20 protein-coding genes and 1 tRNA gene are annotated in these 25,576 nt (G+C 70.4%); 16 read left to right on the top strand and 5 right to left on the bottom strand.

Features of this window, described 5'->3' with window-relative positions; translation table 11 throughout:
- Positions 1 to 7: 7 nt before the first annotated feature.
- From rsmA to V9G19_RS23240, 3 genes are read left to right on the top strand one after another with little or no spacing between them, the layout of a single operon-like run.
- Entirely contained in the window at positions 8 to 889 is an 882-nt protein-coding gene (rsmA, locus tag V9G19_RS23250) for a 16S rRNA (adenine(1518)-N(6)/adenine(1519)-N(6))-dimethyltransferase RsmA (RefSeq protein ID WP_462287767.1), read from the top strand.
- Between the two features lie 8 nt (positions 890 to 897).
- Positions 898 to 1,830 carry a 4-(cytidine 5'-diphospho)-2-C-methyl-D-erythritol kinase gene (locus V9G19_RS23245; RefSeq protein ID WP_462287766.1) on the top strand — a complete coding sequence of 311 codons (933 nt, stop codon included), beginning with the start codon at positions 898 to 900 and terminating at the stop codon, positions 1,828 to 1,830.
- A 16-nt stretch (positions 1,831 to 1,846) separates the two neighbouring features.
- Positions 1,847 to 3,679: an ABC-F family ATP-binding cassette domain-containing protein gene (locus V9G19_RS23240; RefSeq protein WP_462288104.1), complete on the top strand. Its 1,833-nt coding sequence runs from the start codon at positions 1,847 to 1,849 to the stop codon at positions 3,677 to 3,679.
- Between the two features lie 26 nt (positions 3,680 to 3,705).
- Here the strand turns inward: V9G19_RS23240 and V9G19_RS23235 are convergent, their stop codons facing one another.
- Positions 3,706 to 4,218, bottom strand: coding sequence for a MarR family winged helix-turn-helix transcriptional regulator (locus V9G19_RS23235; RefSeq protein ID WP_462287765.1), 513 nt, complete (start codon positions 4,216 to 4,218; stop codon positions 3,706 to 3,708).
- A 51-nt stretch (positions 4,219 to 4,269) separates the two neighbouring features.
- Between V9G19_RS23235 and V9G19_RS23230 the strand changes: the two genes are divergently transcribed.
- Positions 4,270 to 5,079, top strand: coding sequence for a methyltransferase domain-containing protein (locus tag V9G19_RS23230; protein ID WP_462287764.1), 810 nt, complete (start codon positions 4,270 to 4,272; stop codon positions 5,077 to 5,079).
- A 19-nt stretch (positions 5,080 to 5,098) separates the two neighbouring features.
- On the opposite strand, the gene V9G19_RS23225 is transcribed toward V9G19_RS23230, so the two are convergent.
- Positions 5,099 to 5,704 carry a TetR/AcrR family transcriptional regulator gene (locus tag V9G19_RS23225; RefSeq protein WP_462288103.1) on the bottom strand — a complete coding sequence of 202 codons (606 nt, stop codon included), beginning with the start codon at positions 5,702 to 5,704 and terminating at the stop codon, positions 5,099 to 5,101.
- Positions 5,705 to 5,843: 139 nt separating this feature from the next.
- Here V9G19_RS23225 and V9G19_RS23220 point away from each other — a divergent pair.
- From V9G19_RS23220 to V9G19_RS23200, 5 genes are all read left to right on the top strand, one after another.
- Positions 5,844 to 5,922, top strand: a tRNA-Gln gene (locus V9G19_RS23220).
- Between the two features lie 98 nt (positions 5,923 to 6,020).
- On the top strand, positions 6,021 to 7,121 hold the full coding sequence (locus tag V9G19_RS23215) for a bifunctional UDP-N-acetylglucosamine diphosphorylase/glucosamine-1-phosphate N-acetyltransferase GlmU (protein WP_462287763.1): 1,101 nt from the start codon (positions 6,021 to 6,023) through the stop codon (positions 7,119 to 7,121).
- Positions 7,118 to 8,095, top strand: a complete 978-nt coding sequence (locus V9G19_RS23210) for a ribose-phosphate diphosphokinase (RefSeq protein ID WP_462287762.1) — start codon at positions 7,118 to 7,120, stop codon at positions 8,093 to 8,095. Before V9G19_RS23215 ends, V9G19_RS23210 begins: the two co-directional genes overlap by 4 nt.
- Positions 8,096 to 8,329: 234 nt before the next feature.
- A complete protein-coding gene (locus V9G19_RS23205; protein WP_462287761.1) occupies positions 8,330 to 9,007 on the top strand; it encodes a 50S ribosomal protein L25/general stress protein Ctc in 678 nt (225 codons plus the stop codon).
- 235 nt (positions 9,008 to 9,242) lie between these two features.
- A complete protein-coding gene (locus V9G19_RS23200; RefSeq protein WP_462287760.1) occupies positions 9,243 to 10,733 on the top strand; it encodes a sugar transferase in 1,491 nt (496 codons plus the stop codon).
- A 3-nt stretch (positions 10,734 to 10,736) separates the two neighbouring features.
- Here the strand turns inward: V9G19_RS23200 and V9G19_RS23195 are convergent, their stop codons facing one another.
- Together V9G19_RS23195 and V9G19_RS23190 are read right to left on the bottom strand one after the other, a co-directional pair.
- Positions 10,737 to 11,627, bottom strand: a complete 891-nt coding sequence (locus tag V9G19_RS23195) for a sulfotransferase family protein (RefSeq protein ID WP_462287759.1) — start codon at positions 11,625 to 11,627, stop codon at positions 10,737 to 10,739.
- On the bottom strand, positions 11,624 to 12,532 hold the full coding sequence (locus V9G19_RS23190) for a sulfotransferase family protein (protein WP_462287758.1): 909 nt from the start codon (positions 12,530 to 12,532) through the stop codon (positions 11,624 to 11,626). The genes V9G19_RS23195 and V9G19_RS23190 overlap by 4 nt, the downstream gene beginning before the upstream one ends.
- A gap of 135 nt (positions 12,533 to 12,667) precedes the next feature.
- On the opposite strand from V9G19_RS23190, the gene V9G19_RS23185 reads away from it, so the two are divergent.
- From V9G19_RS23185 to V9G19_RS23175, 3 genes are read left to right on the top strand one after another with little or no spacing between them, the layout of a single operon-like run.
- Positions 12,668 to 13,870, top strand: coding sequence for a hypothetical protein (locus tag V9G19_RS23185; protein ID WP_462287757.1), 1,203 nt, complete (start codon positions 12,668 to 12,670; stop codon positions 13,868 to 13,870).
- Complete coding sequence (locus V9G19_RS23180; RefSeq protein WP_462287756.1) at positions 13,863 to 14,807, top strand: sulfotransferase; 945 nt, start codon at positions 13,863 to 13,865, stop codon at positions 14,805 to 14,807. The genes V9G19_RS23185 and V9G19_RS23180 overlap by 8 nt, the downstream gene beginning before the upstream one ends.
- Entirely contained in the window at positions 14,804 to 16,204 is a 1,401-nt protein-coding gene (locus V9G19_RS23175; protein ID WP_462287755.1) for a hypothetical protein, read from the top strand. Before V9G19_RS23180 ends, V9G19_RS23175 begins: the two co-directional genes overlap by 4 nt.
- A gap of 44 nt (positions 16,205 to 16,248) precedes the next feature.
- On the opposite strand, the gene V9G19_RS23170 is transcribed toward V9G19_RS23175, so the two are convergent.
- Complete coding sequence (locus V9G19_RS23170; protein WP_462287754.1) at positions 16,249 to 17,568, bottom strand: DUF1565 domain-containing protein; 1,320 nt, start codon at positions 17,566 to 17,568, stop codon at positions 16,249 to 16,251.
- A gap of 219 nt (positions 17,569 to 17,787) precedes the next feature.
- On the opposite strand from V9G19_RS23170, the gene V9G19_RS23165 reads away from it, so the two are divergent.
- The 4 genes from V9G19_RS23165 to V9G19_RS23150 are packed head-to-tail and all read left to right on the top strand — an operon-like array spanning position 17,788 to position 25,575.
- The gene (locus V9G19_RS23165) at positions 17,788 to 19,302 is read left to right on the top strand and encodes an NHL repeat-containing protein (RefSeq protein WP_462287753.1); all 1,515 of its coding nucleotides are present in this window, start codon (positions 17,788 to 17,790) and stop codon (positions 19,300 to 19,302) included.
- A complete protein-coding gene (locus tag V9G19_RS23160; protein WP_462288102.1) occupies positions 19,239 to 21,530 on the top strand; it encodes an NHL repeat-containing protein in 2,292 nt (763 codons plus the stop codon). The genes V9G19_RS23165 and V9G19_RS23160 overlap by 64 nt, the downstream gene beginning before the upstream one ends.
- Positions 21,527 to 22,474 (top strand): hypothetical protein, encoded by a 948-nt coding sequence (locus tag V9G19_RS23155; protein ID WP_462287752.1) that lies wholly within the window; start codon positions 21,527 to 21,529, stop codon positions 22,472 to 22,474. The genes V9G19_RS23160 and V9G19_RS23155 overlap by 4 nt, the downstream gene beginning before the upstream one ends.
- Positions 22,471 to 25,575 (top strand): lipid II flippase MurJ, encoded by a 3,105-nt coding sequence (locus tag V9G19_RS23150; protein WP_462287751.1) that lies wholly within the window; start codon positions 22,471 to 22,473, stop codon positions 25,573 to 25,575. The genes V9G19_RS23155 and V9G19_RS23150 overlap by 4 nt, the downstream gene beginning before the upstream one ends.
- The last annotated feature ends 1 nt before the right edge of the window (position 25,576 follow it).

Below are 25,576 nucleotides of genomic sequence, written 5' to 3'. Positions count from 1 at the left end.
GCGACCTGTGAACGAGCCGGTGACCTATCTGGGGACACGCGCCATCCGCGAGCTGGCCGAACGGTTGTCGGTGCGGCCGGCCAAGGCGCTCGGCCAAAACTTTGTCGTGGACGCCAACACCGTCAAACGCATCGTGCGGCTGGCCGGGGTCGATGCCCACGATCGGGTTCTCGAAGTTGGCCCGGGACTCGGGTCGCTGACCCTCGGATTGGCTGCCGTCGCCGACCGGGTGTTGGCCGTGGAGGTCGACAACCGGCTTGCGCAGGCGCTGCCGGCGACCCTGGAAGCATCCGCCCCCGGTCGTGCCGAGCGCGTTGTGGTCGTGAATGCGGACGCCTTGACCCTGTCGGCGCTGCCCGACGAACCGACCAAATTGGTCGCCAACTTGCCCTACAACATTGCCGTCCCCGTGGTGTTGCACCTGCTGGCGAGCTTCCCCAGCCTCGGCAGCGTCCTTGTCATGGTCCAGTTGGAGGTGGCCGAGCGGCTCGCCGCCGCGCCGGGCAGCCGCACCTACGGCGCGCCAAGCGCCAAGCTCGCGTGGTATGGCGCGGCCAGGCTGGCCGGGACCGTTCCCCGTGCCGTCTTCTGGCCGGTCCCCAATGTCGATTCGGGCCTGGTCGCCCTGCAGCGGACCGCTCCGCCGGCGACGAGCGCCACCCGTGATCAGGTCTTCGCGGTTATCGACGCGGCCTTTGCCCAGCGCCGCAAGATGCTGCGCTCCGCCCTGGCGCGCCTGGCCGGGTCTGCGGCGGCCGCCCGCGCCGCCCTGGAGTCGGCGGGCGTCGACCCGGCGACGCGGGGCGAGCAACTGGACATCGGGGCATTCGCGGCGGTCGCCGCCGCGCTGAGCGCCGGCCTTGGCTGTGGCGCATCGGTTCATGATTAGGTGGGGCCATGACATCAGCGCCGGCGTCCGCAGCCGGCGTCTGCGTGCGCGTGCCCGCCAAAGTCAACGTCGAGTTGCGCGTCGGGCCACCACGCGCCGACGGGTTCCACCCCGTCGCGACGGTTTATCAGGCGGTCAGCCTCTATGACACCGTCTGGGTCACGCCGGCCGCCGACTGGTCGGTCGAGCTGAGCGGCCGCACGACATCCGGCGTGCCCGCGGACGACTCCAACCTGGCCGTGCGGGCCGCCATGGAGTTGGCCAAGGCGGCCGGGGTCCGGGAGCGGGCCGTCGTCCACATCGGCAAGGAGATCCCGGTCGCCGGGGGCATGGCCGGTGGCTCGGCGGATGCGGCCGCCGCGCTCGTCGCGTGCAACCGGCTGTGGGGCCTGGATTGGGGCATCGAGCGCCTCGAACCGATCGCCGCCCGCCTCGGCAGCGATATCCCGTTTCTCCTGCACGGCGGAACCGCGCTGGGCAGCGGGCGCGGCGAGCAGGTGGTGCCCGCCCTGACGCGAGGCACCTATCACTGGGTCTTCGCCCTCTCGCACGGTGGGCTGTCCACCCCTGCGGTGTATGCCGAATGCGACCGACTGCGCGGCTCGAGCCTCGTGCCCGACCCCCAGCCAAGCCCCCAACTGTTGAGCGCGCTTCGCAGCGGTGATGTGGTTGGCGTTGCCGCGCTCCTGGCCAATGACCTGCAGGCGGCCGCCGTGTCGCTCCACCCCGGACTTGGCGAAGTGCTTGACGCCGGGCTTCGCTTCGGCGCCCTCGGGGGAATCGTGTCCGGCTCCGGGCCGACGATCGCCTTCCTCGCGGCCGGGCACGAAGCCGCCCTCGACCTGGCTGTTGCCCTGACCGCGTCAGGGACGGCCGCTGATGTGCGCCGGGCCGTCGGGCCAACGGTCGGCGCCCACGTCGACGTCGTTGCTGGCGCGTGAGACCACCTGCCCGGTGATGGCCAATCTCGTCAACCTCGAGCGAGTCAGCCTTGCCGCCGGCACCCAACTGCTCCTCGACGACGTCTCCCTGGGAATCGGCACGGGCGAGAGCATCGGGGTCGTCGGTCGCAACGGCGGCGGCAAATCGACGCTGCTCGGGGTCCTGACTCGGCAGCGCCCGGTCGACTCCGGCCGGGTCACCCACGCCGGTGAGGTGCGGGTGGCCCAAGTCGCCCAGGACGACGACCTGCCCGCTGGCATCAGCGTGCGCCAGGCCATCCACGGGTCGGTGCTCGAGCACGAGTGGGCGGGGCAGGTGGCGGTCCGCGACGTCCTCGCCGGGCTGCTCGGTGATGCCCAGGCCGGGGCCGTTGGGGGACTGGATGTGCCGGTGGGCCCCCTCTCGGGCGGCGAGCGTCGCCGGGTCGCGCTGGCGCGGGCCCTCGTGGCCGACGCCAACCTGCTGTTGCTCGACGAGCCGACCAACCACCTCGACGTCGAGGGGGTCGCCTGGCTCGCCGAGCACCTGGCCACCCAGTGGCGCCGCCCGTCCCGCGCGCTGGTCGTCGTCACCCACGACCGGTGGTTCCTCGACGCGGTCGCGATCGCGACCTGGGAGGTGGGCGACGGCGCCGTCGCGGCCTACGAGGGCGGGTATGCGGCATACGTCCTGGCGCGCGCGGAGCGCGAACGGATCGCGGCGGTGGCCGCCGAACGGCGCGACAATCTGCTGCGCAAGGAGTTGGCCTGGCTGCGCCGCGGGCCCCCAGCGCGAACGAGCAAACCGCGCTTCCGGATCGATGCCGCCAACGCCCTGATCGCCGACGAGCCGCCGCCACGAGACGGGGTGGAGTTGGTGCGGTTTGCGACCGCGCGGCTGGGCAAGGACGTCATCGACCTGCACGAGGCGAGCCTGCGGCTCGGCGACACCGTGCTGCTCGACCGGGTCACCTGGCAACTGGCGCCAGGGGAGCGGGTCGGCATCGTCGGCGTCAACGGCTCGGGCAAGTCCAGCCTGCTGCGCGTCATCGCCGGGCGGCAGCCGCTGGACTCCGGGCGGCGCAAGCAGGGCGTGACCGTGCAGATCGGGTTTGTCACCCAGGAGGTGCGCGAGCTGGAGCCGCTCGCCGGCCGTCGGGTCATCGAGGCGATCGAGGCGGTGCGCGCGACGACCACGCTGGGGGGCAAACCGATCAGCGCGAGCCAACTCGCCAAGCGGCTTGGCTTCCCCGGCCCGCGCCAGCAGGCCCGGGTGGGTGACCTCTCCGGCGGTGAGCGGCGCCGGTTGCAGATCGTGCGCGTATTGCTCGACGAGCCCAATGTGCTGCTGCTCGACGAACCGACCAACGACCTCGACATTGACACGCTCACCTCCTTGGAGGATGTGCTCGACGGCTGGGCGGGCACCTTGCTGGTCGTCTCCCACGACCGCTACCTCCTGGAGCGGCTGACCGACAGCCAGGTGGCGCTCCTCGGCGACGGCCGGTTGCGGCACCTGCCCGGCGGGGTTGAGGAGTATCTGCGGCTGCGGCAGGATGTCCGCGAGGCCGGCGCGCCAGCCCCCGGTGGGCGACGGACCGCCCCGTCGGCCTCCGGCTCGCCGGCCGTCGCGAGCGCCGCCCCCGGCGCCAGCGCGGCGGCCCAAAGGGAGGCGCGCAAGACGATCGCGCGGGTGGAGAAGGCACTGGCGCGCCTGCACGACCAGGAGCAGCGCGTGCACGCAGAGCTGGCCGAGCGGGCGAGCGACCATACGGCGGTGACCGGCCTGGCGGCGCGGCTGCGGGAACTGCACGCGCAGGAGAGCGCCCTGGAGGAGGAGTGGCTGGCCGCGGCCGACGTCCTCGATTGAGCGTTCCGCAAAGAGCGGGGGGGGGGTCAGTCGGAGAGCCTGGCCTGCAGGGTGCGTAGCAGAGCCGCCAGCAACTCCTGATCGGAAGGGTTGAGACCGGCGAGCAGGACGCGCTCGTGCTCGAGGAGGTCGATCAGCGCCCCGTCCACGGCCGTCTGGCCGGACGGAGTGAGCGCGACGATCACCCCGCGCCGGTCGCTGCGCGACGGCCGGCGCCGCACCAGGTCACGCGCTTGCAACCGGTCGATCCGGTTGGTCATCGTCCCACTGGTGACCAGCGTCGCCGCGACCAACTGACCGGGCGAGAGCTCATAGGGTCGGCCGGCGCGACGCAGCGCGCTCAGCACGTCGAACTCCCACGTCTCCAGATGGTGACCGGCGAAGGCGCTGGCCCGGGCCCGGTCGAGCCGCCGGGCCAGGCGGGTGACTCGTGACAACACCAGCAGGGGGGTGACGTCGAGGTCGGGCCGCTCCCGCGCCCAGGCCGCGACGAGGGCATCGACGTCGTCCGGCGCCGGGGGACTGCCGGCAACCGTCATGACGGTCGAATCTACCGGCTATTTATCTTGACGTCGAGATACTGTAGGCGGGTGACGTCGACGACGTGGGATCCCGGTCAATACGCGAAGTTCGCCGATGAGCGCGGCCGGCCGTTCGCCGACCTGCTCTCCCGGGTGCCCGCCACCGACCCGGGTGTCGTTCTCGACCTCGGTTGTGGGGACGGCCCGTTGACCTTGAGTCTGGCTCGCCGTTGGCCGTATGCCCAGATCATTGGGGTCGACTCCTCGCCGCAGATGCTCGCCCGCGCGGCTGAGAACGACACCGAGGGCGCGGTCGACTGGCTCGAGGCGGACCTGCGCGACCTGGACCTCCCGGGCTTGGCCGGGCCGCCGGACGTTGTGATCAGCAATGCCACCTTGCAGTGGCTGCCGGGCCATCTCGACCTGCTGCCCAGGTGGTCTCGCCAGCTGTCTCCTGGCGGGTGGCTGGCGATCCAGGTGCCGGGCAACCTCGGCGCCCCGAGTCACCGGCTGATGCGTGCGGTGGCCGCCGAGCACCCGCGCCGGAAGGAGCTGACTGCGGCGCTGCGCCGCCCGGCAGCCGCGGAACCCGACAGCTATCTGCAGATCCTCGATCGCGCGGGCCTGCGCGCCGATGTCTGGGAGACCACCTACCTGCACGTCCTCGACCGGGAAGGCGAGCAAGACAGCCCGGTGCTGGAGTGGGTGCGCAGCACCGGCCTGCGTCCGGTCCTCGACGTGTTGACCGCTCCTGATGAGCGAGAGAACTTCCTGACCACGTATGCCGCCCGGCTCGCCGAGGCCTATCCCCGCACCGTCGCCGGGGTGATCTTTCCCTTCCGGCGGATCTTTGCCGTTGGCCACCGCCCGGACGGGTAGGGGTGGCGCCCGCCCGCCCCTACCCCGTCGATGGTTCGGTGAGTGTCGGCCTTGCCTCCAGCGCGGTCAGCCCGTTCCAGGCCAGATTGACCAGGTGGGCCGCCACGTCGGCCTTCTTGAACGTGCGCTGATCCATCCACCACTGACCGGTCAGCGCGACCATCCCGACGAGCATCTGGGCATACATCGGGGCAGCGCGCGCGTCGAGCCGACGCGTCGTGAACTGCTGGGCGAGCAGATGCTCGACCTGGGTGGCCACGTCACTCATCAGGCTGGCGAAGCTGCCGGTCTGCTGCCCGGGCGGCGAGTCGCGCACCAGGATCCGGAAGCCGTCGGTGCGCCCTTCCACATAGTCCAGCAGCGCCAGCGCGGCCCGCTCGATCAACTCCCGGGCCGAGCCCTGCGACATCAGCGCGGTGCTCACGCCCGTCGTCAGCGCGGTGATCTCGCGGTCGACGACCACGGCATACAGGCCCTCCTTGCCGCCGAAGTGCTCATAGACCACCGGTTTGGAGACCTCGGCGCGGGCGGCGATCTCCTCGACGCTCGTGCCCTCAAAGCCGCGTTCGGCGAAAAGCTGTCGACCCACCGCGATCAGCTGTTCCCGGCGCTCGTTGCCGGTCATCCGTGGCCGGGCGCGCTTGCCACGGGAGCCACTCATACCGCCATTGTCCCTCGCCGCGTGCGCGTGCGGCCACAACGAATAGGTACCACCCGGGCCGCTCGACTAGGCTTGCGCATCGCCCCCGGCAACACGGCGGCATTCCCCGGTTGGTCTGCTGGTAGGGCCCGCCTGACTTTGAATCAGGATTAGCGACGTAGGTTCGATTCCTACCCGGGGAGCAGGGTCGGGGTGGGGGAGACTGCCCGACAGGCACACCCGCACGACCGACAGATAACATGGCGTTACCGGCAGGACGAGTGTTGGGAGCACCCCGAACGTGACCGAACCCAGGCCCGCCGCGGTCGTCATCCTGGCCGCCGGCGAGGGCACGCGAATGAAGTCGGCCACTCCCAAGGTGCTCCACCGCATCGGTGGCCGCAGCCTGCTCGGGCACGCCATCGCCACGGCACGGGCGGTGCAGCCCAACTACCTGGCGGTCGTGGTCCGGCATCGCCGCGAGGCGGTCGCGGCTCACATTGCCGAGGTTGATCCGGGGGCGATCGTCGCCGATCAGGACGAGGTCAAGGGAACCGGCCGGGCCACGGAATGCGGGCTGGCGCAGCTACCGGCCGATCTCGCCGGGACGGTGCTGGTCACCTATGGCGATGTGCCGCTGCTGACCGGGGAGACGCTGCGTGACCTGTTCGCCCAGCACCTGCAGACCAACAGCGCCGTGACGGTCATGACGGCCCGCCGCGCCGACGCCGGCGCCTATGGCCGCATCGTGCGTGATCGTGACGGATCGGTTGCCGCCATCGTTGAATTCAAGGACGCCACGCCCGATCAGCGCGCGATCCAAGAATACAACTCGGGGATCTACGCCTTCGACGCCGCGACCTTGCGGCAGGCATTGACCGAGGTCGGAACCGACAACGCCCAGCAGGAGAAATATCTCACCGACGTCGTCGGGCTGGCGAGGGCAGCGGGCAAGCGGGTCTCGGCATACGAGGTCGGCGACGGCTGGCAAACCGAGGGGGTCAACGACCGGGTCGAGCTGGCCCGATTGGGCGCGGTTTTGCGCCAGCGCGAGAACGAGAAGCGGATGCGGGGCGGTGTGACGATCGTCGATCCGGACTCGACGTGGATCGACGTCGACGTGAGCATCGGCCAGGACACGACGATCCTGCCGGGCACCGCCCTGCTCGGCGCGAGCACGATCGGCGCGGGCGCCACTATCGGCCCCGACGTAACCGTCTCGGATTCCCGGATCGGCGCCGGAGCCACCGTGCGCCGCAGCGAGGTGCACCTCGCCGAGGTCGGGGCGGACGCAACCGTCGGCCCCTACACCCACCTTCGTCCCGGAGCGACGCTGGGCCCGGGTGGGCAGGCAGGCAGTTTCGTTGAGATCGGACCGAGCGAGGGGGAGCACCCGGCATGATCATCCAGAAGAAGACGCGCAAGACGCTGATGGTCTTCGCCGGCCGGGTCAACGCCGATCTCTCCCGCGAGGTGGCCCAGCTGCTCGGGACCGAGCCGGTCCCCACCCAGGTCTTCGACTTCGCCAACGGCGAGATCTTCGTCCGTTACGAGGAGTCGGTTCGAGGCTGTGACGCGTTCGTCATCCAGTCGCACGCGGCGCCGATCAACGAGGCGATCATGGAGCAGCTGATCATGGTCGATGCGCTTAAACGGGCCTCGGCCAAGCGGATCACCGTCGTGCTGCCCTTCTATGGTTACGCCCGCCAGGACAAGAAGCACCGAGGGCGCGAGCCGATCTCGGCCCGGCTGATGGCCGACCTGTTCAAGACCGCCGGTGCCCACCGGCTGATGGCCGTCGACCTGCACACGGCACAGATCCAGGGCTTCTTCAACGGACCCGTCGACCATCTGATGGCCCTGCCTCGGCTGAGCGCTTATGTCGCCGAGAAGTATGGCACCGACCGGCTGGCACTGGTCTCCCCAGACGCCGGCCGGATCAAGGTTGCCGAGCAGTGGTCGCGCCGCCTCGGTGGGGCACCCCTCGCCTTCATCCACAAGACCCGCGATGTCACCCGTCCCAACGAGTCGGTTGCCAACCGGGTCGTCGGCGATGTCGTCGGCCGGCTGTGCATTTTGGTCGACGACATGATCGACACCGGGGGCACCATCGTCAAGGCTGCCGACGCCCTCCTGGAGGCCGGCGCTGCGGACGTCGTGATTGCGGCCACCCACGCGATCTTTTCCGATCCCGCCGTCGATCGGCTCACGGCCTGCGGGGCCCGGGAAGTCATCGTCACCAACACCTTGCCGATCGCCGTGGACAAGCGGTTCGACAAGCTGACCGTGCTCTCCATCGGACCGCTGATCGCCGAGGCCATCCGGGAAGTCTTCGAGGACGGCTCGGTGACCTCACTCTTCGACGGCGAGGCCTAAGGCGCGAGCCCGCGGGTGGGTGCCGCCCCCGGATTTCTCGGGTGCCCATCCGCTGGCTAAGATACTCGGGTTAACCCTCGGCGAGGGGCTCGCGGCGACGTGAGCTCGTGATCGACGCGGTGGTGCTCATCGGCGCGCCGCCTCGCGTCTCTCGCCCGGGCCCACCGCTCACCGATATCGCGACGGCCACGGCCGAGCTGTCGGACCGATCTGTTTTGCCTAGGAGAGTCGTCATTGTCCAGCGAGAACCGCATCCTCGTTGAGTTGCGCACGGAGTTCGGCAAGGGCGCGGCCCGCCGAGTCCGGCGCGCAGCCAAGATTCCGGCCGTCATTTATGGTCACGGAACCGACCCGGTGCACATCACGATGCCCGGCCACGACACCATGATGGTGTTGAAGAACCCCAACGCCCTGCTCACCCTGGTCATCGACGGCGACGAGCAGCTCGCCCTCGCCAAGGATGTGCAGCGCAACCCCGTCAAGCCGGTGATCGAGCACGTCGACCTGGTCGTGGTGCGCCGCGGCGAGAAGGTCACCGTCGATGTCCCGGTCCACGTCGACGGCGAAGCGGCGGCCGAGACCGTGGTCACACTCGAAAACCCGACTCTGCAGGTCGAGTGTGAGGCCACCTCCATTCCCGAGCACCTGCTCGTGTCGATCGAGGGCCTGGAGGCCGGCACTCAGGTGCTGGCCGCCAGCATCACCTTGCCCGAGGGCGTGACCCTGGTCAGCGACGGGGAGCTGCTCGTCGTCAACGTGGCCGCGATGATTTCCCAGGAGGCGCTCGACGCCGAACTCGCCGACGCCGAGGCCGAGGCGGGCTTCGAGCAGGACGAGGCCGAGAGGGCCGAGGATCGCGCCGAGCCTGCCGTGGCCGGCGCGGCCGAGGAGCCCCAGGGCAACCAAGAATGAGATCCGGCTCCGTCGCGCGACCAGAAGTGGACACTTCATGGACACTCCAGGCGTGCGACGGAGCCAGGATCACTCGTTTCGCTGGGGCAGGCGGGGAAGTTGCGGTACCTTCGCTCGGGTGGCCACGTCACCTGCCGGGCAGTCGGGTAGCCACCGCGACATCCTGCCCGGGGGGAGCGGGACACGGCATGTGTGGGAGGTAGAAGTGAACGGGACGGTGCTCGGGGAACCGAACGTGGAGACAGCGACGCGCCCAAGCGCACGGGGGACGGCGCCGCAGCCGCTGGCGTGGCACCTGCCGGACCTCGTGCACGGTGGTGAGCGTGGGACCCCGTCCGCCGACTGGCGCCGACGCTATCGCCGCCAGGTGATCGCCGGTGACTTCATCGCCGCTCTCATCGCGTGCACCACGGCTGCTTTGGTGCGCTGGGGTGGCATTCCCAACTTCCGCGTCGCCCTGCTGGCGACCGTCGTTCCTGTCGTCTGGCTGATCGTCGTCGCGTATGCCGGCGGCTACCGGCAGGCCTCGCTCGGTATCGGGCTCGATGAGTACCGCAGCATCGGCAAGGGCCTAGTCATCCTGCTGGCGCTCGTGGCCGTCATTCTGGTTTCGCTCGGCTGGCAGATGTCACGACTGCTCATCGGTGTCGCGGTCCCGGCGACCTTCTTGCTGACCGTTGTCGTGCGCTGGCTCCTGCGTGGCCGGCTGGCCGCCGCGCGAGCCGCCGGCAAGTGCCTGCAGCCGACGATCGTCGTCGGGCGTGGCCTGGCAGTCCCCGAGATGATCGCCGAGCTGCGGCGCGACCCGCACGAGACCGGCATGAGCGTCGTCGGCGCCTGTGTCTCTGACCTGCCCGACCCGTCCTGGATCCAGGACGTGACCCTCTACGGCGGCCCCGAGACGGCCCTGCTGGCTGTCCGCGACACCGGCGCGGAGGCCGTCGTCATCGCATCCGACTCGGCCTTCTCCGGCAAGACCCTGCGCCGCCTGGGCTGGGCGCTGTCGGAAATGGGCGTCGACCTGTACGTGCACCCCGGCATCCACGAGGTTGCCGCGCCCCGGCTGACGCTGCGCCCGGCCGCGGGAATGTCCCTGCTGCACGTCGAAGGCCCCACCATCGGCGGGGTCGACGCTATCGTCAAACGCACGATCGACATCGTTTGCTCGGGAATCATCATGCTGCTCACGGCGCCGTTGTGGGCGCTTGCGGCGCTGTCGATCAAGCTGCATGACCGGGGCCCGGTCTTCTTCGTCCAGCAGCGGGTCGGCGAGGAAGGCAAGACCTTCCCGATGGTCAAGTTCCGCACGATGTGCGTCGACGCCGAAGCCCGCCTGGCCGAGCTGGAGGCGCACCGGCACGTCAACGAGATGCTGTTCAAGCACAAGGAAGACCCGCGCATCACCCGCCCGGGCAAGTGGCTGCGCCGGTTGTCGATCGATGAGCTGCCGCAACTGATCAACGTCATGCGCGGCGAGATGTCGCTGGTGGGGCCGCGCCCGCCGCTGCCCAAGGAAGTCGATGCCTACGAGCCGGACGCGATGCGGCGCTTGAAAGTCCGCCCCGGCCTGACCGGCATGTGGCAGATCGGCGGCCGCTCCGACCTGAACTGGGAGGATTCGCTGCGTCTGGACCTGTGGTACGTCGACAACTGGTCCCCGGTCCTGGACGTCATGATCCTGTTCCGCACCGTGCGAGCCGTCGCCAAGGCCGACGGGGCCTACTAGACCTCAGCGATTGTCGGAGTATCCGTGCCGCGCGAGCGCGCCGGAGATTGCCGCGGTCATCGCGCCGACCTGGTCGGGACTCAGATCGGCCAGATAGGCCTCGGTCCGGTTCGGAGTCAGGGTGTAGCGCCCGAAACCGGACTCGAACCCCTCGCTCCAGGACAGGCCGATGTGGTCGAGGATGCGGGTCAACTCCCGGCGCGGGTCGGCCAGCAGATCCTCATAACGCACGGTCAGCCAGCGCTCCGGGCCGAGCGCGGCAGCGCATTCCTCGTGGGTGTCGACGAGCAACCGCCAGCCGATCGCGGCCAAGACCGGCTGGCTGTTGCCGTGCTCTGCCCACACCCGCGCCAACTCATCGGGCAGCGGGCCGAAATGCCAGCCACCGGGGCCGAGGTGGCCGCGCCACCAGTCCATTTGCAACCACGAGTTGGCGACCGCCCGCCCGTCCCGCACGATGTGCACGAAGCGGCAGCCGGGGAAGGCGGCATCCAGCAACCGCGCGCGCGGCCAGCCGGTGAACTTGTGCACGAACACCTCGGCGGAATCCAGGTGGTCCATCCGGTCGGCGACGAACCCGTGCAGCCGTTTGGTCAGCACCGGGGTCAGGTCGGCAGCCGTGGGGTCAGCGGCCGGGTCGACGAGCAGATGGCCGACTTCGCGCGCCAGCACCCGATAGCCCTCGCTCGGGGCCAACCGTGGGCGACCCTTCTCCGACAGAGCAACCGGCAGTCGGCGCCACAAGGTCAGCTGCTGGGCGTTCCCCCGTCGGATGCCGAGGTCGTCGAGGTTGGTGACGAAGCCGACTTCCGGGTGTCGGGCGATGATCTCGTGGACGAGGGTGGAGCCACATCGGCCGGTCCCGAGGATAAAGGCGGGCGGCAAGGTCGTCACGGGAGATACCCCAATTCGGTCAGGCGAGGCGTCAGCACGGCCAGCGCAGCACGCTTGCTGCCGGCGCCCGCATCGGACCACGCGGTGTTCTTGTTGGGGAAGTCAAGCCCCGCGAGGTCGGCTTGCCAAACCGCCGCGCCGGGATCGAGCCCGGCAAATGCGGCGATCTCGGCAAGGATCGGCCGCGGAGCCGCGACCAGCGCCTCATACGAGATGTGCAGGACCCGGGACCGGGGTATGCCGGCCAGGCCGGCCGCGATCGCGCCGGTCTCGGCCACCCAATGCTCGGCTGCGGCGACCCGCTCCTCCCGCCCAGACGCGACCCAGTCGGCCGGTCGCGCCCCGGGCCGCCACCACCACAGCTCGGTTTCGGGCCACCAGTCGACCCGCAGCAAGGACTCGGTGACCGCGCGTCCGTCGCGCGTCACCACGAGGAAGCGCGCGCCTGGAACCACGGCATCGAGCAGCGGGACGCGCCGGTTGTGGGCGATCCGTTTGCTCACCAAGACCGTGCCCCCACCGGCCCTTGCGGTATGCCGCAGCATCCCCGCCAGCCTGCCCGTTCGCCGCGGCACTGGCCCCCCGGTCCACCGCTCCGGAAGGTCACTCCACGCGAAAACCGGCTCGCCCTCGACCGGCTGCGGATACAGCCGCTCGGCGAGCCCTCGGGCCGCGGCATACCGATAAGCCGAGTCGCCGGACGGCCCGAACCACACCGCCCGCCGCCGCGATCTGGTATGCCGCGTGGCCCGGTTGAGCGCGGCCAGGGGCCACAGCGCCGGCAGCCGCCGGTGATAGTTGTTGATCCAGCCGGCGTCCGGGTGCAGCGCCAAGACCTTGTAGACCAGCGAGGTGCCGGAGCGCGGCGCGCCGAGGACGAAGAGCGGGGGACGGGGGGCGCTCACGGGCGTCTAGCCTGTCACGTCCGGCCCCCCGGCGAGCGCGGTGAACCGGTGGACCGGCCGCGCGGTGTAAAGTTGGCGCCCGAACCGCTGGGGGGCCAGCCCGCCGCACGGACCGGAAAGAAGCGCTCACACCGGATGGAACTTCGCGAACTGCTCTCCCACCTGGGCCGACGGCTGTGGCTGCTCGTGATCCTGCCGCTCGCCGCCCTGCTCGTCGTCATCGGCCTGAACGCCCCGAACGGCACCAAATACAGCAGCTCGGTCGACCTGCGGGTCGTCAACCCGACCGGCGACCAGACCGTCGCCGCGATCAACCTGGTCGCCGGGTCGCTGGTCAACGCCGCCACCTCGGATGCGGTCGTCACCAAGCTGGCCCAGGCCGGCGGGGCGACCGAGCAGCGGATCACCGACGGGCTGTCCGCGAGCCGAATCGCCGACACCGAGCTGGTGCGGGTGACCTTCGCCGACCCGGACCAGGACGTCGTCAAGAAGGTCGCCGCCGCCATCCCCGCCGCGGTGCAGGAGCAAACCTTCGCCCCCGCACTGCGCCAGGCCGAGCTCGCCGAGACCGAGGCGCAGAAACAGCTCGAGACCGCGCTCGATGACCTGGACAAGGTCCGCAAGGAGACCGGGCTGAACGACCCGGACCGCGAATACCAGACCGCGGCGTCGGCCGTCACGCAGTTGAAGGTCGCGCTCGCCACCGCCAAGGGCCGTCCCGACACGACCACGACGCGCTATCTCGACGCCGAACTCAAGGACGCCGAGGCGGACCTGAAGAAGATCGTCGCGAACGAGCCGAAGTTCGTCGGCCCGCAGTATGCCGTAGACAACGCTCGCCAGCAGCTCGCTGGCCGCAGCTCGGCGATCGCCGACATCAACGCCCGGCAGGCAGCCACGATCAGCGAGTCGATCGGGGCGGAGGCGGCGCCGCTGGCGTGGTACACCAACCTCGCCCGGCAGGCCCTGACCGCCATGATCATCGGGCTGGCCGTGGCCCTGCTCCTGCTCGCCCTGCCCGAGGTGCTGCGCCGATCGCACCGCGAGCAGGAAGAAGAGATCTATGAGCCGGTGACCGAGGAGGTCGCCTGGGAGCAGCAGGGTGCGATCGCCCCGCGCGGACCTCGTGGTTCGGGGAGCACGCGCGCAGATTCGCCCCTGGTCACCGAGGTGCCGGCGCCCCCGGTCGAAGCCACCGTGCCCGTCACGCCACCCCGGCCGCACCCCTCTACCGAGACCACCGCGCCCCGGCCGGACACCATACCCCCGCCGCCGGACCGCACGATTCCGCGCAGCCAGTTCGGGTCAGGGGTCACCTTGACCAAGCCGGGTGACTGACAGCCCTCAACCGGCACAGAGCCCTCAACCGACAGCGGTCACGCTCTATGTCGGCGGTACCGGCCGCAGCGGCAGCACCCTGCTCGCCGGCGCCCTCGGCGGCGCCCCCGGTGCCGTGGATGTCGGCGAGGTGCGCTTCCTGTGGGAGCGCGGGCTGATGGAGCAGCGCCTGTGCGGCTGCGGCCAACCGGTCCCGCAGTGCCCGTTCTGGACCGAGGTGCTCAACCGCGCCTTCGGCACCGAGCGGCCCGACTCGGCGCGCCTCCACGCCGCCCTCACGCGAGCGACCCGGCTGCGCCGGCTGCCGTCCTGGCTCGCCCGGCGCCCGCCCCCGGTCGCGCTCGCTCGAACGTTGCGGTCCCTCTATGCGGCGATCGCCGAAGTCGCTGGAGCCGACGTGGTGATCGACTCCTCCAAACTGCCGACGTATGCCGCTCTCCTGGCCGCCCTCGGCCGCCCGGAGGTGCGCCTGGTCCACGTGGTGCGCGACCCGCGGGCGAGCGCATTCTCGTGGGCGAGCGCCAAGGCCGCCCCGGATGCGCGTGAGGGCCTGATGGAGCAGCGCGGTGTCGTCAAGTCGGCCCTGCTCTGGCTGGTGTGGAATCTCGCGTTGGAGGCACTGTGGCGCGGCCGCGGACGTTATCTGCGCGTGCGCTACGAGGACCTTGCTGCCGCGCCGGCGGACGTCCTTGCCGCGGTCGCCGCGCACGCCGGCCTTCCCGCGAAGCCGCCGCTCGCGACCGGCCAACGGCTGACGCTCCCGCCCAATCACACGGTGGCCGGCAATCCCTCCCGGCTACGTCCCGGACCGACGTGGGTGCGCCGCGACGACCGCTGGCTCACCGGCCTGGCGCCGAAGCAGCGGCGGCTGGTGACCGCACTCACCGCGCCCGCGCTGCGTCGGTATGGCTACCCCGTCCGGTGGGGTGGCCGGTGAGCAGGCGCGCCGTGCTCGCCGCCGCCGTGGCCGCCGCGGCCATACTCGGCGGGTGCACCGGATCGACGCCCGCCCCGACGACCACCGCCTCGCCCGTCCCCAACCGGAGCCGGGCCCCCGTCGCGCCGATTCTCCGTGGGTCGGGCGCGGTCGACCTCGGGCTGAAGTGGAACACGTTCTTGACCGCACCGCTGAGCTACGCGCAGCAGCTCGGCTGGGGCGAGACGTTCACCGAGGTCGAATGGTGCGCGGTGCGCGACTTGGCGCCGGGGCGGCAGTTCGGTCCCACTGACCGAGCGCTGCAGCAGGCGCGTGGCTTCGGGTTCGGTCTGATGATCAAGCTGCGTGTCGGCGACTGCACCGGCGCAGCGGAGGTGCAGGACCCCGCCGAGGGCCTGAACAAGCACCCAAGCACCTATCCGGATGACCCGGGGCGTTACCGCGCCTTCATCGACACCATGGTGCGCCGCTATCAGCCGCAGGGCGTGCGCGCGTGGGCCATCGAGAACGAGGTTGACGCCGCGAACTTCTGGAGCGGCACGGGGCAGCAGTATGCCGATACGGCCAAGCTCGTCGCCGACGCGGTGCGGGCCGCCGATCCGAAGGCGATCATCCTGGACGCCGGCATCTCCAGCACGGGATACGGGGTGGCGATGAGCGGCGACCTGCTCGAGGCGGGCCGGCCCGAGGAGGCCCTGGCGCTCTATCGCGCGTACTACGCCCGGCGCCACGGCGGTGGCGGGGCTCGCTTCGGCCCGGCTGCCTCGGTCGACGACCTGCGGCGTATCCTCGCCGACCAACCGGCCGTCGCCGCGCGAGAGATGGTCGCCGCCAACTGGGAGGTCGTCAACTCGGGCGCGGTCAGCGCCTACCAATTGCACTTCTACGAAGATCCCCGCAACCTGCCGACGCTGCTCCAATACATCGATAACCACCTCAAGGCCGCGATCTCGATCGAGGCCTGGGAGGTCGGCGTGGCGTGGCCGGGCGCGGCATACACCGAAGCGGGGCACGCGGACGACCTGGCGCGCCTGGTCGCGACCTTGCTTACCCGGCGGATCAGCCCCATCGTCTACCTGCCGCTCGCGTTCACCCCGCGCGCCGGCAAAGAGGAGATCTTCCGCGGCCTGGTCAGCCCGCAGGGTCAGGTGCTTGCGCCAGGGCGCGTGTGGGCGCGCTTCGCTGCCGCCGCCAAAACCAGCACCGACGTGGTGGCGTTAACCGGCAGCATCGACGGCAGTGCGGCCGTTGGTGCGCTTGTGGTCGGGCCGGGCGGCTCCCTGGCCGCGGCGTGGACCTCGACCGGTCCGGTCCGCCTGCTCGACCTGCCCGGCGGCCGCGAGGCGGCCGTGCGGGGGCTCGCCGAGCAGCGCGGCGTCCGGCTCTCGCCCAACTGACCGACAAGGGTCCCGGGGTCCACCTGCGGTCATCCCCGCAGGGCTCAGCAGCCGCCGCTGCCACCGCCCGGGGCGGCGGGGGGCGGGGTGGGTGAGCCGTTCCAGGTGTTGTCCTGCGGGCCCCAGTAGCGGCGCAGGTTGGTGCTCAACCAGACCGTGGGGAAGGCGTTGGCCGCGAACGTCGACCGCATGATCGAGCCGGCACCGAGCGCGACGGCGTCACCGACGGCGCCGGTGGCGGTGTTGCAGCGCACGATCGAGCCGTTGGAGCTGGAGTTGCGCGATGGCGTCGCCAGGTTGCCGTCCATCAACCGCATGCCGAAGCCGTAGGTGCGATAGCCGGACACCGAGTTGTGCTCCCAGCGGTTGCTCCACCCGGACATCTGGTCGTTGTAGCCGATCGCCACCCCGGATGCGCGGTTGTGGTGGAAGTTATTGTAGGAGGCGTCGACATCGGTGTTGTAGGCGCGGCCGTCGCCGGGCAGATCGTGCACGGAGTTGGTGCTGATCGTGCTGTAGTTCGATGCGGCGCCGAGCCGGATGCCCTCTTGCATGTAGTGCTTCGCGCTCGAGCGGGCGATCCGGCTGATGTCGTTGCCGGAGATCGTCCACCCGTGCGAGAAGGTCATCAACCAGATGCCGGGTCCGGTGCCGCAGTCGATATCGCTGATCCGGTTCCCGGTGATCCGGCCGTAGCGAGTCAGCGCCCCGTAGATGCCGCGCCCGGACAGGACGTTGCCGGTGATCGCGATGCCGTCGGCGGCATTCATCGCGGGTGCGTGCGTGACCTTGCGCAGGTAGTCAACCGCCTGCCGTCCGGCCGCGGGGTTATAGCTGCCGTGCCCGGGGACCTTGCGCCGGGTGGACCAGTCGCCGGCCTGGACCAGGCGGTTGAGCCACTGGAAGGCGGCGTTGGATTCGGCTCCCGCGATCCAGATGCCGTTGTGGATGCGCAGCCCGTCGATGCGCCAATAGTCGGCGCCGCCGAGGATCGTGATCGTCCGGTCGTATGCCGGTTTGGTCGCCCCGCATCCGGCTCGCGGCGCCGAGGAAGTCAAGGTGACCGCTCCGGCACCCGCCCGCGTGATTGTGATCGGCGCCTCGGCCCGACCCGATTTGCGGATCTCGACCCTGCCCGAATAGGTGCCCGGCTGCAGCCGGATCGTGGTGCCGGGCCCGGCCAGGTCGACCGCTCGCTGAACGCTTCGCAGTGGCCGTGACGCGGTCCCCGGGTTGGCGTCCGAGCCGCTCGGCGCGACATAGAGTGTGGTCGCCGCGCTCGCCTGGGCGCTGCCCATCAACCCGGCCGTCAGTCCGGTGAGCGCCAAGGGCACGACGAGACGACGAAATAGCGTGCTGGTCATGGCTTTTCCTCCCGAGATAAACCCCAACCCGTTCCCGGGCAATCTATCGGCGAAAGCGCGCGTTGGGGCCGCTTTGAGCGATCCGATCTGCGCCGGTTCGGCCGCGCTGCCGGGCCAAGCTGAGTCTTGTCAGTGGCCTGCGGCATACTGTCTGGGTCATGGCCAGCAGGGGGGCCGACGGCGCGGGCCGTCCTCGCGACTCAGGAGTGATCACCACCAATGTCCAGCACACGCACGCGCGGCAGGCAGCGCATCGGCGCGACCGTGGCGACCGTTCTCGGCGTTGGCGCCTTCACGGGCGTGTCCCCGGGGCCGGCGGCGGCCCTACCCGCTCCGAGCGTCCTCGGTGGACCGGGACACGCTGTGGTCTATCCATCCGGTCTGGAGGTCGGTCCCGCCGGCGAAGTCGTGGTCGCCGACACAGGGAATGACTCGGTCGCCAAGTTCTCGGCCACCGGCAAGTTGATCTGGCGGGTAGCCGCAGGAACGAGCGATGGGGACGAGGCCGAGAACGCTCGCGATATCGCGATCGACACCGACGGGAACAGCTATGTCGGCGACGCGGCGCTGAGCCGGGTCATCAAGCTCAGCCCGGCGGGGAAGGTGCTGGAGACCTGGCGTGGCCCGTCCACCGACCCGATCGGCAGCCCGATCGGGCTCAGTTACAAGGCGGGCAAGGTCTATGTTGCCGACGGTCTCAAGCGGCGGGTCCGCGTCTTTGATCCGACCGGGCGACAGCTCTCCTCCTTCGGCGAGGACGGTAGCTGCCTGCTGGCCAACATCCGCGACGCCGACGCCGACGCCGACGGCAACGTCTATGTCGCCAACTACACCAACAACAACATCGCGAAGTTTTCCTCGAGCGGGCGCTGCCTCGGCACGTGGGGCAGCGCGGGCAGCGGCTCCGGCCAGTTCAAGAACCCCTATGGCGTGCGAGTCGCCAACGACCCCACCTGGGGCGAGAGCGTCTATGTCGCCGACTCCAACAACAACCGCATCCAGGTCTTCTCCACCTCCGGTGGTTATCGTGCCCAGGCCGGCACGACCGGGGAGCCGAGTCAACCGGGGACGTTCACGACCTTGCGCCGGGTCGCCGTTGGCGCCGACGGTGACGTCTGGGGTGCCGATCTGTGGGGGTGGCGGCTGGAGCGCTTCGATCGGACGTCCAGCGGATACAGCTATGCCCAGACGATCGGCGGCACCCCACCGCCGACGTCCGACACCCAGGTGTTCAACGAGCCCCGCGCGGTGGCGCTGACCCCGACCGGCAACCTCGACATCGTCGACACCGTCAACCAACGGATCGTGACGATGAGCCAGAGCGGGGAGGTCCTGCGCACCTGCGGCACGCGCGACTCCCGACCGGTCAGCCTCAACTGGCCCCGGGGGTGGCCGTCGACCAGGCCACGGGTGATCGCTGGATCGCCGACACGAAGCAGTCGCGGCTGCAGATCTTCCCCGCGAACTGCGGTGAGGCCAAGCGGCTCGGTGGCCCGGGCACGGCCACCGACCAGTTCGACTGGCCGCACAGCGTGGCCATCCGGCAACGCGATCGGCTGGCCTTCGTCGCCGACTCCAAGAACAACCGGCTCACCGTCTGGGATGTCGCCACCCGCCGGGCGATCGGCAGCTACACCGCCGCCCGGTTCAAGCAGCCGCGCTCGGTCACGGTGGACGAACGCACCGGGCGGGTCCTGGTCGCCGACACCGGCAACAACCGGGTCGTCGAGCTGACCTACTCTCGCTCGAGTGGGTTCGCCCTCACCCGGGCAATTGCGCCCGGCCTGACCGGCCCGGAGGGCGCGGCCACTGCCGAAGACGGCAACCTGTGGGTCGCCGACACCGGCCGCAGCCGGGTGCTGGTCGTCAACCGCCGCGGCGGGGTCGTCGAGACGATCACCGCGGCCGCGGGCAAGGGACTGAAGAACCCGTCCTCGATCAGCTCGTTCGCCGGGGCGGTCTATGTCTCCGACACCGGGACCGACCGCGTCTTGCGCTATCCGGTCGGCACCTCCCGGGAGCCGTCGCTCGCGCCAGGCGAGGCCGTGGTGCCGGACTCGCGGGCGGTTGCTCCGTCCGGTCGCCAGACCCAGGCCAACTCGGCGGCGGCCCAAACCCGGGAAGCCCTGAAGACCCAGAACACCGCGAAGACCCAGAACACCGCCCAGACCCAGAACACGGCGAAGACCCAGAACACCGCGCAGACCCAGAATTCGGCGACAATTGCGGGCTCGCCGAGCACGCGGGCCGCCGGTCCGCGGCTGGAGAAGGTCGTGCACTCCGGCGGCTTCGCCGACATCTACCCCGTCGACGTCGCCACGACCAGCAGCCACTACTACGTCATCGATCCTGGCCGCTACCGGCTGATCGGGGTCAACCGCTCGACCACGGCGATCGACTACCAGGTCGGCGGCAGCCGGGGCGATGAGACCGGTGAGTTGGGCGCCGCGCGGGCCGTGGCAGCCGGCGTGACCAATGGGCGCATCTACCTCGCCGACACCCCCAACAACCGGGTTGTCGTCTATGACCACTCGCTGCGCCGCGCCAACGGCTGGGGCACCAAGGGCAGCGGCAATGGACAGTTCACGATGGTCTACGGCATCGCCACCGGTCCGGGCATCGGCGCCGGCGGGGCCGAGTCCCAGGTCGTCTACACCGTCGATGCCAACCGGATCCAGAAGTTCACCACCGGCGGGGTCTGGCTGGCCACCTTCGGCACCGACCTCAACCAACCTCGCCAGATCGAGGTCAGCAAGTCCAACGGGGACGTCTTCGTCGTCAACGCTCGCGACCGCAAGGTCGTGGTCTATGACAAGTTCCTCCGCGAGAAGTTCCGGTTCGGCGGGACGGGATCGGGCCCGGGCCAGTTCACCGGTGACCCGCGCGGGATCACGATCAGCCCCGGTGGCTCGGTCGTCTTCGTCACCGACGACGGCAACCGGCGCGTGCAGGCCTTCTCCGGGATTACCGGCGGCTTCCGCTACGAGATCAGCGGCGGGTTCGTCGATCCGCGTGGCATCGACGTGACCGCTGACAACTACCTGGTTGTCGCGGACGAGTGGGACTACGCGCTCAAGGAATACCGCTACAGCTCCACCAATGCGCTGCTGGAGCGCACGCTCTTTGGCCAGGGCCCGCCCAAGAGCGGCGTCAACATTCCGCGGGGCATGGGCATCGACTCCCAAAACCGGCTGTTCGTCAGCGACTGGTGGAACCAGCGGATCGTGCGCAGCAGCCGCGACGGCGGCAACTACTTCGCCTGGGGGCGGCGCGGCACGCGCGGCGAACCCGGGACGCTGAACTTCGCGTGGGGCCTGGCGATCCAGCCGCGCACCAACCGCGTCTTCGTCGCCAACCGGGAGAGCCACGAGATCACCGTCTTCGACGCCGCCGGCCGCTGGTTGACCAAATGGGGCACCCGCGGCAGCGGGCCCGGCCAGTTCACCTTCCCCCAGGGGCTGGCGTTCGACAAGGACGGCAGCCTGCTCGTCGTCGACTCGGGCAATCACCGGATCGAGCGGTTCGCGATTTCCGCCTCCGGCGCCGGAACGTTCACGGCGGCCTACGGCAGCCGAGGATCGGGGCTCGGCCAGTTCAACACCCCCACCGGCATCGACGTCGACGGCTCCGGCCGGATCTGGGTGGCCGACACGCTCAACAACCGGCTGCAGCGCTATTCCGGCGGCAGCTGGACGGCCTACACCCGCGCCGGCGGCTCCAGTTCCGCCTTCCGGGTCCCGTGGGGCGTGACCGTCGGCCCGGACGCCAGCATCTGGGTCGCCGACACCGGCAACAAGCGGCTGGTGCGGTTGAGCTCCTCGGGGAGCTACAGCTACGAAGTCACCGGTGCCTCCGCCGGAACATCCGCGTTCGGCGGCCCCTTCCAGACGGTGTTCGACTCAGCCGGCGACCTCTTCGTGTCTGACGCCTGGGGCAACCGGGTGCTGCGGCTGGGTTGGTGACCCGCACACCGAACGCGGTGACCGACCTCCCCGAGGACCTGCCAGCTCCAGCGCGCGCTCGAGCGCGTGCGCTGCGCCACCTTGCCTGGGCTCGACAAGGCGGTCTCGGCCGGCTGATCGAGGAGGATGACCTGGACCCGCGCGAGCGGGCTCACCAGGCCTGGGCGCGGGCGCGCTGGCGAGCCAGTCACGGGGGCCCGCCGGGCCAGGCACGGCCGGTTCTCGTGGTCGGTGTGCAACGCTCGGGAACAAACATGTTGCTGCGCGGATTGCAGGCCATGCCCGAGGTGGAGGTCCACGGCGAGAACGACCGGGAACTCTTCGACCGCTTCCGGTTGCGATCGGTCGAGCGATTGCGTTCCGTGGTCGCCGCCTCCCGCCACCGGGTCGTGCTCGTCAAACCCTTGTGCGACAGCCACGACACCGACCGGTTGCTTGCCGTCCTCGACAGCGGCCCCGGGCCCGACCCGCGCGCCGTCTGGGCCTGGCGAGGCGTCGACGGGCGGGTCCGCTCGGCCGTGGCCAAGTTCGGACCGGCCAACCAGCGCGTGCTCACCCGGATTGCCGAGGGCGGGGTAGACGGCAGCTGGCAGGCCGGCCGGATGAGCCCCGACCTGCTGGCCACGATCCGTGAACTCGATCCCCGGCGGCTGGACGCCGCGTCGGCGGCGGCGCTCTTTTGGTGGGCCCGCAACAGTCTCGTCTTCGCCACCGGGCTCGACACCCGGCCCGACGTCCTGCTGCTGCGCTACGAGGACGTCGTTGCCGACCCGGTCGCCGAACTCGGCCGGCTGTGCGCTTTCGCCGGCTTGCCCATGCGGGCCGAGGTGGCGGCGCACGTCAGCGCTCGCGCGCCGGCGGTGCAGCACCTCGAGATCGAGCCGCGTGTGCGCGCGCTGTGTGCTGCCCTCACCGAGCGCCTCCTCGAGGTAGGCCGGTCATGACGATCGCGCCGCCAAATGGCGGTCCCGCCCGGGCGGTGGCCCGGCAAAGCGCCATCACCAGCGTGATCGCGCTGATCGGGGTCATCAGCGGGCTGGTCTTCGACCTGGTGTGGTTGCGCTTGGTCGGCGGGGTCGGCGATTCCTCCGATGCGATGGCGCAGGCGTTGCGACTCCCGTTTGCCGTGGTCGCGGTGTCCGTCGTCCTCGGCGGTCAAGTTCTCGTCCCGACCTTCGCCGGCTGGCAGCGCGGCCTGACCCGGCAGCAGGAACACGAGGCCACGGCGGGTCTGCTCACGTGGATGGCGCTCGCCGGGATCGTGGTGGCGGGCGCCCTGACCCTCGCGGCCGAGCCGATCATGCAGGTCTTGGCGCTGGACTGGCCGAGCGCCAAGGCCGCGCACGCCGCGTCCTTGATCCGTGTGCTGGCGTGGTATCTGCCGGGGGTCCTGCTCGCCGAGGTCTTCCGCAGCTGGCTGAACGCCCGCCTGGTCATCGGCATCCCCGCGGCCATGTCGCTCCTGCTCAGCCTGACCGGCATCGTCGTGGTCCTGCTGGGGCCGCAGCGGGTCGAGACGGTGCCCGTCGCCTATGTCGCCGGCTCCCTCGTCCAAGCGGTCGCGATGGCGGTGATGGCCGCTCGGCATGGCTGGCGCCCGGCCCGTCCCGGCTTGTGGAGTGAGCCGGTTCGGCGCGCCCTGCGCCTCGTCACCCGACCGACGGCCGCAGCCGGACTCAATCCGGCCATGCGCGCCGTCGAGGCCATGGTCGTCAGCTACCTTCCGCTCGGCGCCGCTACCTACACCCACTACGGCAACCGAGTGGCCAGCGCCCTGGGCGGAACGATCGTCTTCCGCTCGGTCATGGTCTCGATCGTTCCCCGCCTGACCCGGGCCGCCGGCAGCGGTGACGCCGCCGCCATGGCTACCGTCACCCGCACCGGGTTGCGGCTAATGCTCTATCTCGCGGTCCCCATGACGGTGCTCGGTGTCGTGGTCGGGCCCCCGATGACCGAATACGTCTTCGGGCTGCTGGGGACGGGAGACGCCGCACTGATGGGAGCAATCATCGGCTGGTATGCGCTGAGCTTCGCCGGCTCCGGCGTCCAACGCGTGCTGCTCGCGCCCTTCTATGCCCGGCGGGAGACTCGCACCCCGATGCGCAACACCGTCTATGGCGCCGCGGCCAATGCGCTGATCCTCGTCCTGGTCTTCCCCCTCGTCCGGCACTCGCGGAACGCGATCTTCCTCTTCCCGATCGCCTACTCGGCGGCCCAATATGTCAACGTCGCGCACGCGTGGTGGCGGGTGCGCGCCCTGCCGGGAGTGGGTTCGCTTGGGCTGGTGCGGACGGCAGCAGGTAGTCTTGCCTGCGGGCTACTGGGCGGCGCCGCCGCGTGGCTGGTGTTGGTCCTGGCTGCGGGCTGGCCGGCGCCGGTGGGTCCGGTGCTGGCCGGATTGGTTGGGGTGGGGGTGACCACCGCAACCGGGCGGGCGGCTCGCCGTCGAGAGGTTCGGCCGTTCCCGCAGGTCACGGGCGTCGCACCGGATGCCCGACCCCCGGATGGCCGGGCCCTGGGCGGGGCCACGGGCAACAACGACGACCGGCGGCTGGTGCTGCCGAGCAGGAGGAATACCCTGGTGGAGATGGCTCCACGTCGCCGCAGCGTCGGCGCGATCTGGTCACCGGGCCCGGACTTCGGGCGCGAAAGCGCTTGGAGCGCCGTGCTCGGGGTCGCGCTCACGGCATACACCGTCTTGGCCCTCTTTAGCGGCGCCTCCCGGCTCGTCGTCGTCGTCCCCATTGCCGTTCTCGTCTCGGTCACCCTCGTCGTGGTGGCGCTGAACGACCTGGAGACCTTCGTCCTGCTGGCCTTGGCGACCCGCTCCAGCCTCGACGCGGTCCAGATCGGGCACCGGCTGACCGACCCGAGCGTCATCTTGGGGCTGCTGCTCCTGGCCCTCGGCACGCTGTGGCTGCTCAACCGGCGCGTCAAACTCGGCGCGGCCTTCCCCGTCTCGCGCCTCGGGATGGCGTTCATGGCGTTCACGGCGGTCGCCGCCGTCGGCATCGTGCTGTCCCCGGACCCCGGCAACGCCCTCATCGAGTGGTCCCGGATCGCCAATATCGCCGTTGTCTTCCTCGTCGTCGAGCAGTTCGCCGCCCGCGGCGCCGGGCTGGTCCGCTTTGTCGTCGCGATCGCTCTGGCCGTTATCGCCCCGGCGATCGCGGCGGTCTGGCAGCTGGCCACCGGGTCCGGGCTCTATGTTGCGGGCGGGTTCTCGCGGATCACCGCCACCTTCGTCCACAGCAATCCGATGGCCTATTTCGCCGTTATCGTCTGGCTGCTCATGGCTGCCCTGTATCCGGTCACGCGCCGGGCGGCCCGGCTTGCCGTCGTGGGCGTCTTCGCCATCACCTCCGCGCTCATCCTGCTCTCGTTCACCCGCAGCGCATGGCTCGTGGCCGTGATCGGGCTGCTCATCCTGCTCTTCCGTCGGCGCGCGCATGTCGCATTGGGCATCTGTTGCGGACTGGTGCTGCTCGGCGCGGTCAGCTCACCGATCCAGTCCCGCTTCGCCGATCTCGACACCGCGTCGGCGATCTCCGGCAAACCCGCGAACAGCCTGTCCTGGCGAGTGGAGTACTGGCAGCAGTCGCTTCGCCTGGCCAAGCCGAGCCCGATCGCCGGTGTCGGGTTGCGCACGGTGTCCAAGACGACGACCGCCGCCAAGCAACCGCACAACGACGTTGTGCGGGCCTATGTCGAGCTCGGGATACCGGGCCTGGTCAGCTACCTCGTGCTGCTCGTCCTGATGGTCTGGCACAGCCTCAGTGCCGCCCTGGACGCCGCGCGACGGCGCCTCGGCGGCACCGAACGCGCGGTCACCGAGGCCGCCCTCGTCGTCGCCGTCGCCGTCGTCGTGCTCTCCCTGGTCGCCAACCTGATGTCGCAGGTCGTCGTCATGATGTATGCCGTCACCGTGCTCGGGTTGTCGTCCGGCGCCTACCTGCGGCGGCTGCGCCGCGACGCCGAGGCGGGCAGCTCGCGCACCGCGCCGGAGTCGGCCCCCTCGGCGCTCGAGCCGGTGGGGCGCAGCTGAG

The sequence above is a fragment of the Nostocoides sp. genome (assembly GCF_037045025.1).
Lineage (GTDB): Bacteria > Actinomycetota > Actinomycetes > Actinomycetales > Dermatophilaceae > Nostocoides_A.
This window is presented reverse-complemented; position numbering and strand designations above follow the sequence as displayed.